Annotated in this window: 9 protein-coding genes; 4 read left to right on the top strand and 5 right to left on the bottom strand. The window is 66.4% G+C overall.

Going from position 1 to position 7,247, the window contains the following annotated elements; all coding sequences use genetic code 11:
• Positions 1–24 precede the first annotated feature (24 nt).
• From ACESY8_RS18590 to ilvA, 5 genes are all read right to left on the bottom strand, one after another.
• Positions 25–669: a nucleotidyltransferase domain-containing protein gene (locus ACESY8_RS18590; RefSeq protein ID WP_054339060.1), complete on the bottom strand. Its 645-nt coding sequence runs from the start codon at positions 667–669 to the stop codon at positions 25–27.
• Positions 670–675: 6 nt separating this feature from the next.
• A complete protein-coding gene (locus tag ACESY8_RS18595) occupies positions 676–1,176 on the bottom strand; it encodes a P-loop NTPase family protein (RefSeq protein WP_054339061.1) in 501 nt (166 codons plus the stop codon).
• A 1-nt stretch (position 1,177) separates the two neighbouring features.
• Positions 1,178–1,780, bottom strand: a complete 603-nt coding sequence (recR, locus tag ACESY8_RS18600) for a recombination mediator RecR (protein ID WP_007488177.1) — start codon at positions 1,778–1,780, stop codon at positions 1,178–1,180.
• A gap of 3 nt (positions 1,781–1,783) precedes the next feature.
• The gene (rpe, locus tag ACESY8_RS18605) at positions 1,784–2,431 is read right to left on the bottom strand and encodes a ribulose-phosphate 3-epimerase (RefSeq protein ID WP_498794927.1); all 648 of its coding nucleotides are present in this window, start codon (positions 2,429–2,431) and stop codon (positions 1,784–1,786) included.
• A gap of 269 nt (positions 2,432–2,700) precedes the next feature.
• Positions 2,701–3,921, bottom strand: coding sequence for a threonine ammonia-lyase (gene ilvA, locus ACESY8_RS18610; protein ID WP_021632686.1), 1,221 nt, complete (start codon positions 3,919–3,921; stop codon positions 2,701–2,703).
• A 136-nt stretch (positions 3,922–4,057) separates the two neighbouring features.
• Here ilvA and ACESY8_RS18615 point away from each other — a divergent pair, with 136 nt between their 5' ends.
• The 4 genes from ACESY8_RS18615 to ACESY8_RS18630 form a co-directional block, all read left to right on the top strand.
• Entirely contained in the window at positions 4,058–4,714 is a 657-nt protein-coding gene (locus ACESY8_RS18615; protein WP_226908050.1) for a 5-bromo-4-chloroindolyl phosphate hydrolysis family protein, read from the top strand.
• 18 nt (positions 4,715–4,732) lie between these two features.
• Positions 4,733–5,935: a toxic anion resistance protein gene (locus tag ACESY8_RS18620; protein ID WP_007488181.1), complete on the top strand. Its 1,203-nt coding sequence runs from the start codon at positions 4,733–4,735 to the stop codon at positions 5,933–5,935.
• A 33-nt stretch (positions 5,936–5,968) separates the two neighbouring features.
• Positions 5,969–6,490: a LemA family protein gene (locus tag ACESY8_RS18625; RefSeq protein ID WP_009257502.1), complete on the top strand. Its 522-nt coding sequence runs from the start codon at positions 5,969–5,971 to the stop codon at positions 6,488–6,490.
• A gap of 14 nt (positions 6,491–6,504) precedes the next feature.
• Positions 6,505–7,247, top strand: a 743-nt coding sequence (locus ACESY8_RS18630) for a TPM domain-containing protein (RefSeq protein WP_498794928.1), incomplete at its 3' end; no start/stop codon positions are given.

The raw sequence follows: 7,247 nt of genomic DNA on the forward strand, positions 1-7,247 counted from the left end.
GACAAAATCGGGGGGGGCGCTTGTTTAGGTCTGGGGGAGGGAGGCGCACAGGCCCTCCAGGTGGGCGATCCACCGCTCCAGAGCGGGCAGCTCCGGCCGGGCCAGGGCGGCGGAATAGAGGGCGTAGGCCTCCGGCCGGGCTTCGGCCAGCCAGCGTAGGCTCTTCTTGGGCCCCTGGTAGGGCTGCCCCGCCAGCAGGCAGAAGATCTCCAGGCTGTCCACTAGCACCCAGTGCCAGCGGAACAGGCCCTCTGTGTCTCCACGGCCGGCCCTCCGGAGCATCTTGCGGCACCAGGTCGCCTGGGAGCGCAGCTCCTCCGGGGTGGGGAGGGGCTGCGTCGCCCGCCAGGCCCGCACCCGGTCGATGAGGGTCTGACCCCGTCCTTCGGTGTCCAGCAGGAGGGCGGCGTCGGCCAGCTGGGGAAAGGCGGAGGGGGCAAAGGGCTCGTCGAAGCGGGAGACGGGGTAGACGAACGCGTCCAGCTGCACCGATCCCACGACGGACATGTCGTGGCGCTCCGGCCCGCCGGCGGTGAGCACCAGGGCGTCAAAGTCGCTGTCGGGGCCCCAGGAGCCGTCGGCATAGGAGCCGTAGGCGAGAATAGCCAGGGGAGCGTAAGCCCCGGTCAGATAGGCGAGGACGCCCGGAGGCGTCAGGGGGGAAGCCATGGGAGTTCACTCCAATCGATTGAGAAAGTCCGCGCACTGGGCGGGGCTGCGGAAGATTTGCGCCTCGCCCTTCCAGCCGTCCAGAAGCTCCAGCACCCGGGGCCGCTGGGTGCGGTGGAAATCCCAGATCCAGCGGATGAACGCCGGGTCCAGCCGCTCCGGGCAGCCCTCGGCCATGTCGGGGCGGGTGCGCCCGCGCCAGCGCAGGATCCGCCGGAGGGCCCGGAACAGGCAGAGCCGCCTGGGGTAGTCCAGAAAGAGCACCGCGTCGCACCGCTCCAGCCGCCGGGGCAGGGTGCGCAGGTAGTTGCCGTCCATCACCCAGGCGTCCCCCGCCAGGGCCGCGTCCAGCCGGGCGTCGAACTCCGCGCGGGTGCGGTTGATCCACCCGGACTTCCACCACAGCCGGTCCAGATAGACGGCCGGCAGGCCCAGCGTTTCCGCCAGGGCGCGGGTGAGGGTGGACTTGCCCGCGCCGGGGCAGCCGATGACCAGCACCCGGCGCATCCTACATCTCCCTCCGGCCCTCCAGGGCGCGCATGAGGGTGGCGTCGTCGGCGTACTCCAGATGGCTGCCCACCGGGATGCCGTAGGCCAGGCGGGTGACCCGCACCTGGAAGGGCTTGAGCAGGCGGGAGAGGTACATGGCGGTGGCCTCCCCCTCGGTGTCCGGGTTGGTGGCCATGATGACCTCCCGGACATCCCCCTTGGCCACCCGGTCCACCAGCTCCTTCACCCGGATGTCGTCGGGGCCCACGTGGTTCATGGGGGAGATCACCCCGTGGAGCACGTGATAGAGGCCGGGGTACTCCCGGGAGCGCTCCATGGCCACCACGTCCTTGGGATCGGCCACCACGCAGATGACCGACGTGTCCCGCTTGGGATCCTGGCAGACGGGGCACAGGCCGTCCCCCTCGGAGAAGTTCTGGCACACGGGGCAGCAGTGGATGGCCGCCTTTGCCCCCACGATGGCGTCGGCGAAGGCGGCGGCGTCCTCCTCCGGCAGGGAGAGGACGAAGAAGGCCAGCCGCTGGGCGGTCTTGCGGCCGATGCCGGGGAGCCGGGCGAACTGCTCCACCAGCTTTTCCAGGGCGGGGGGGAAGTACTGCATGGGTCAGTCCCCCCTCAGGGCGGCGATGGCCGCCGCCGGCTCGGGCGCGCCGTACACCGCCGAGCCGGCCACCAGGGTGTCCGCACCGGCGGCCACGACCGCCGCGGCCGTCTTGGCGTTGATCCCGCCGTCCACCTCCAGGCGGCAGGAGGGGTTATACCGCTCAATGAGGGCGCGCACCTGGCGGATGGTGTCCAGTTGGTGCTCCAGAAAGGCCTGGCCGCCGAAGCCGGGCTCCACCGTCATCACCAGCACCATGTCCAGCCCCTCCAGGTAGGGGAGCACGGCGGAGGGGGCGGTGATGGGCCGCAGGGCCACCGCCCTTTTCACCTTGCAGGCCTCCATCCGCCGCAGGGCCTCGGCGATGCCGGTGGGGTGGTCGGCCTCCAGGTGGACGGAGAGGAGATCCGCCCCCGCCTGGGCAAAGGCCTCCACATAGCGCACCGGCTTGTCGATCATCAGGTGCACGTCCAGAAACATGCCGGTGCATTTGCGGATGGACTGCACCACCGGCACGCCAATGGTGAGATTGGGGACGAAGCAGCCGTCCATCACATCCACGTGCAGCCAGTCGGCGGAGGACACCCGGCGGATGTCCCGCTCCAGGTTGGCAAAATCCGCGGAGAGGATGGAGGGGGCAATTTTAATCATTTTTTTACCACTCCTTGAAGGGAAGTTCAGAATTCCGTGGTAGGATAGGCCCCAGGGCTCAACCGGGGGCGGGGCAAACGGAGGAGCGGGCACATAAGATACACCAAGCGGATGACGCCCGGGGCCCCGCCGGCTCTCCCCCGCGCCCACGCGGCGCCGGCCCGGCGGCCCATGCCCCGGAGGAAGCGCGCCGCATCATATAGGCGTATCCGGGGGAAGGGTTCCCCCGGATACGCCGGTGGTTCCAGCACAGGCCGCGCCTGCGGGGCTCAGTGGTAGAAGTCGTTGGTGTGGCACTCCCGGGCCGCATAGCCCGCGCCGCACAGGGCGTCCAGAATGGCCCGCTTGTGGGTGTGGCCGAAGGCCTCCAGGGTGACGCGAAGCTCCACGCCGGACTGGCGGTTGATGTTGACGAACTGGTTGTGCTCCAGCTTGATAATGTTGCCGTTGGCCTCCGCCACGAGCTGGGCCACCCGCAGCAGCTCGCCGGGGCGGTCGGGGAGCTGGACGGAGAAGGTGAACACCCGCCCCCGGTTGATGAGGCCGTGCTGCACCAGGGAGGCCACGGTGATGACATCCATGTTGCCGCCGGAGAGGACAGGCACCACGTTCTTACCGCGGCACTTGAGATGGGAGAGGGCGGCGATGGGCAGCAGGCCCGCGTTCTCCACGATCATCTTGTGCTTTTCCATCATATCCAGGAAGGCGTCCACCAGCTCGTCGTCAGGGATGGTAATGATGTCGTCGATATTTTTCTGAATATAGGGGAAAATTTGGTCGCCGGGGGTTTTGACGGCCACGCCGTCGGCGATGGTCTCCACCCGGTCCAGGGTGACCACATGGCCGGCGTCCAGGCTGGCCTTCATGGAGGCCGCGCCGGAGGGCTCCACGCCGATGACCGTCACGTTGGGGTTGAGGAGCTTGGCCAGGGTGGACACGCCGGTGGCCAGTCCGCCGCCGCCGATGGGCACCAGAATCACATCCACGTCGGGCAGATCCTGAAAGATCTCATAGGAAATGGTGCCCTGCCCGGTGGCGATGGCCGGGTCGTTGAAGGGGTGGACGTAGGTGAGCCCCTCCTCCTCCGACAGCTTGGCGGCCAGCTCCGCCGCGTCGTCGAAGGTCTCGCCGTGGAGCACCACCTTGGCCCCATAGTCCTTCGTGTTGTTAACCTTCACCAGCGGGGTTGTAGTGGGCATGACGATGGTGGCGGACACCCCGGCGGCCTGGGCGGCGTAGGCCACGCCCTGGGCGTGGTTGCCCGCAGAAGCGGTGACCAGCCCCCGGGCCTTCTCCTCGTCGCTGAGGGTGCTGATCTTATAGTAGGCGCCCCGGATCTTGTAGGCCCCGGTGACCTGCATATTCTCCGGCTTGATATAGATCTGGTTGCCGGTGGCCTTGGAAAAGGCGGGACTGTAGACTAGACTGGTGTTGCGGATCACCCCGGACAGCACGCCGCGGGCCTCCTTGAATTCCTTTAATGTCAGCATGGGGCAGACTTCCTCTCCGTATCATACCATATTTCCTTCTATCATAATGACTTTTCCGCCCAAAGTCAACGTGTTATTGACACCTGGGGCGGGGAAAGGTACAATGAAGCTAACCTCGTTTTTGGAGGAAATGTCAATGGCGAAAATTGTGAAAAAATCTCCGGCCCCCCTCTATCTGGCGGCGGCGGTGTGGGGGGCGTGGGCCGTGCTGGCCCCCCTGTATGCCTGGTGGCATTTTGCGCTGGCGGCGGCGGTCTCGGCGGCCGCCTGGCTGGGGGGGCGGAAGCTCTTTCCCGACAAGGTGCTGATCCTGCCCGACCCGGAGCCCGCGCCGGAGCCGGAACCGGAGCGTGCCGCCCCGGAGGACCCGCTGGCCGTCGAGCGGGCGCGGGCGCTGGCCGAGCTGCGGCGGCTGGACGAGAACATCGAGGACGCCAAGCTCTCCGCCCAGATTGTCCACATGGAGGAGGTCACCGGCAAGATCTTCGACATCGTGGCCGGGCAGCCGGCCAAGCTGCCCCAGCTCCGCCGGTTTCTGAACTACTATCTGCCCACCACCCTCAAGCTGCTCAACGCCTATGACCGCATGGGGGCCGCCGGGGTGGAGGGGGCCAACATCGACGGCACCATGGGCCGCATCGACGCCATGATGGACAAAGTGGTGGAGGCCTTTGACAAGCAGCTCGACGCCCTGTTCGCCGACGAGGCGCTGGATATATCCACAGACATCACCGTTCTGGAGCAGATGCTGGCCCAAGAGGGGCTCGGCGGAATGCAGATGGGACAATCATAACAATGGAGGAACTGCGATATGGCTGACAAGACGGATTTTACCCCGGAACTGACCCTCACTCCCAACCTGGACGCCGCAGCGGCGGCGGAGGCACCCCAGGCCCCCGAGGCGCCCGCCCTCACCCTGGACCCCACCGGGGCGGTGGATGCGGCCGCGGCCCAGAAGGCCAAGGACGAGCAGGCCATCCAGCTCGACGAGAGCAAGCTCACCGAGGCGGAGCGGAAGATGGTGGACGACTTTGCCAAGCAGATCGACCTGACCGACTCCAACGTGGTGCTCCAGTACGGCGCGGCGGCCCAGAAGAACATCGCCGGCTTTTCCGAGAGCACCCTCAACTCCGTGCGCACCAAGGATCTGGGGGAGATCGGCCAGGCCCTGTCCTCCCTGGTGGTGGAGCTGAAGGGCTTCGGCAAGGAGGAGGACGAGAAGGGCATCTTCGGCTTTTTCAAAAAGAAGAAAAACGAGCTGGAGGCCATGAAGGTGGCCTACACCAAGGCGGAGGCCAACGTGGACAAGATCGCCGAGGTGCTGGAGGGCCATCAGGTGACCCTGATGAAGGACATCGCCATGCTGGACCAGATGTACGAGCTCAACACCAAGTATTACAAGGAGCTGACCATGTATATTCTGGCGGGCAAGAAGCGTCTGAACCAGGTCCGCGCCAACGAGCTGGAGCAGCTCCGCCAGAAGGCGGCCCAGTCCGGCACCCAGGAGGACGCCCAGGCCTACAACGACCTGACCAACATGTGCAGCCGCTTTGAGAAGAAGCTCCACGATCTGGAGCTCACCCGCATGATCTCCATCCAGATGGGCCCCCAGACCCGGCTGATCCAGAACAACGACACCCTGATGCTGGAGAAGATCCAGTCCTCCCTGGTGAACACCATCCCCCTGTGGAAGAGCCAGATGGTGCTCTCCCTGGGCCTGGAGCACTCCCGCCAGGCCACCGCGGCCCAGAGCGCGGTGACCAACATGACCAACGAGCTGCTGAAGAAGAACGCCGACATGCTCAAGATGGGCACCATCGAGACCGCCCGGGAGGCCGAGCGGAGCGTGGTGGATATCCAGACCCTCCAGCACACCAACGAGCAGCTCATCTCCACCCTGGATGAGGTCATGAACATCCAGCGGGAGGGGGCCCAGAAGCGCCGGGAGGCCGAGGCCGAGCTGGGGAGGATCGAGGGCCAGCTCAAGCAGAAGCTCCTGGAGCTGCGGGGCTAAGCTCCGCCCGACACATTTGAGTGAGGGAATCCCATGAAATTTCTGAAAACCCACACCGGCGCCATGGTGGTGCTGGCGGTGGTCATTGTCCTGTCCGTCCTGCTGGGCTCCCACCGCTCCCTGGTGCAGGCCAGGGAGAAGGTGGAGGCGCAGTTTGCGCCCATCGCCGGTGATCTCCAGGACTGCCTGGACATCACCGCCAACCTGCTCACCGTGGCGGGGCGGTACCTGGACGAGGGTGAGCTGGGTGAGCTGACGGACAGCCGGGCGGCCCTGGCGGAGAGCGGCGGCATCACCGAGGCCCACGCGGCGTATGAGCGCCTGCTAGGGGACGCGGAGACCGTCTTTCTCAAGCTGGAGGACTGCGCCCTGAGCGGACGGGACGCGGACTATGTCAAGGGGTTCCGCACCGACCTGGCCGCCGAGCAGGACACCATCGCCCGGGACGGCTACAACGCCGCCGCCGACCGCTACAACGAGCGGGTGCTGGGGGGCTTCCCCGCCAGAGTGCTGGGGACGCTCACCTTTGTGCGCCCGGCAGAGACCTTCCGATGAGAGGAGCGAGAGGCATGAGACGACAGCTTGCGGCGGCCCTGCTGGGCGCGGCTCTCCTGACGGGGGGCGCCCAGGCCGTGGCGGAGCCCACCGCCGCCCGCTATGTGGCGGACGAGGCGGACGTGCTCAGCAGCGAGACCGAGCAGTACATCATCGATAAAAACCAGTCTCTCTTTGAGGACACCGGCGGCGAGATCGTGGTGGTGTCGGTGGATTTTATGGACGGCATGGATGCCGCCGACTACGCCATGGCCGTGGCGGAGAGCTGGGGCGGCATCGGTGACGAGAGTCTGAACAACGGCTTTCTGCTGGTGTACGCCGTGGGAGAGAACAAGGTGTGGGCCATGGCGGGCTCCGGCATCGAGGACGCCCTCCCAGCCTCAAAAATCGAGGGCTGGCTGGAGGCGGACTTCTACGGCGGCTACGACGCCGGAGAATACGACAGCGCCACCCGCGCCTTTTTCGACGACGTGTATGGCTGGTATGAGAGCTATTATGGCACATCTGCGGGGACTGTGGTTCCGTCTGAGCCCGGGCGCGACTTTGGCTATTACCCTGAGCCGGAGAATGACTTTGTGTTCGCTGTGGTCGGGCAGATGGTGCTGTTTCTGCTGATCCTCCTGGTGGTGGTCGTGGTGTGCGCCGCCGACGGCTGGCGCTACCGCCGCTACCGGCGGCGCTACCTGCTGCCCGGCATGCCTCCCCCGCCCTATGTCTACCGGCCCTTTATCTTCGGCCGGTGGGGCCGGCCGAAGAT

The sequence above is a fragment of the Clostridium sp. ATCC BAA-442 genome, assembly GCF_964239415.1.
GTDB lineage: Bacteria > Bacillota > Clostridia > Oscillospirales > Oscillospiraceae > Flavonifractor > Flavonifractor plautii.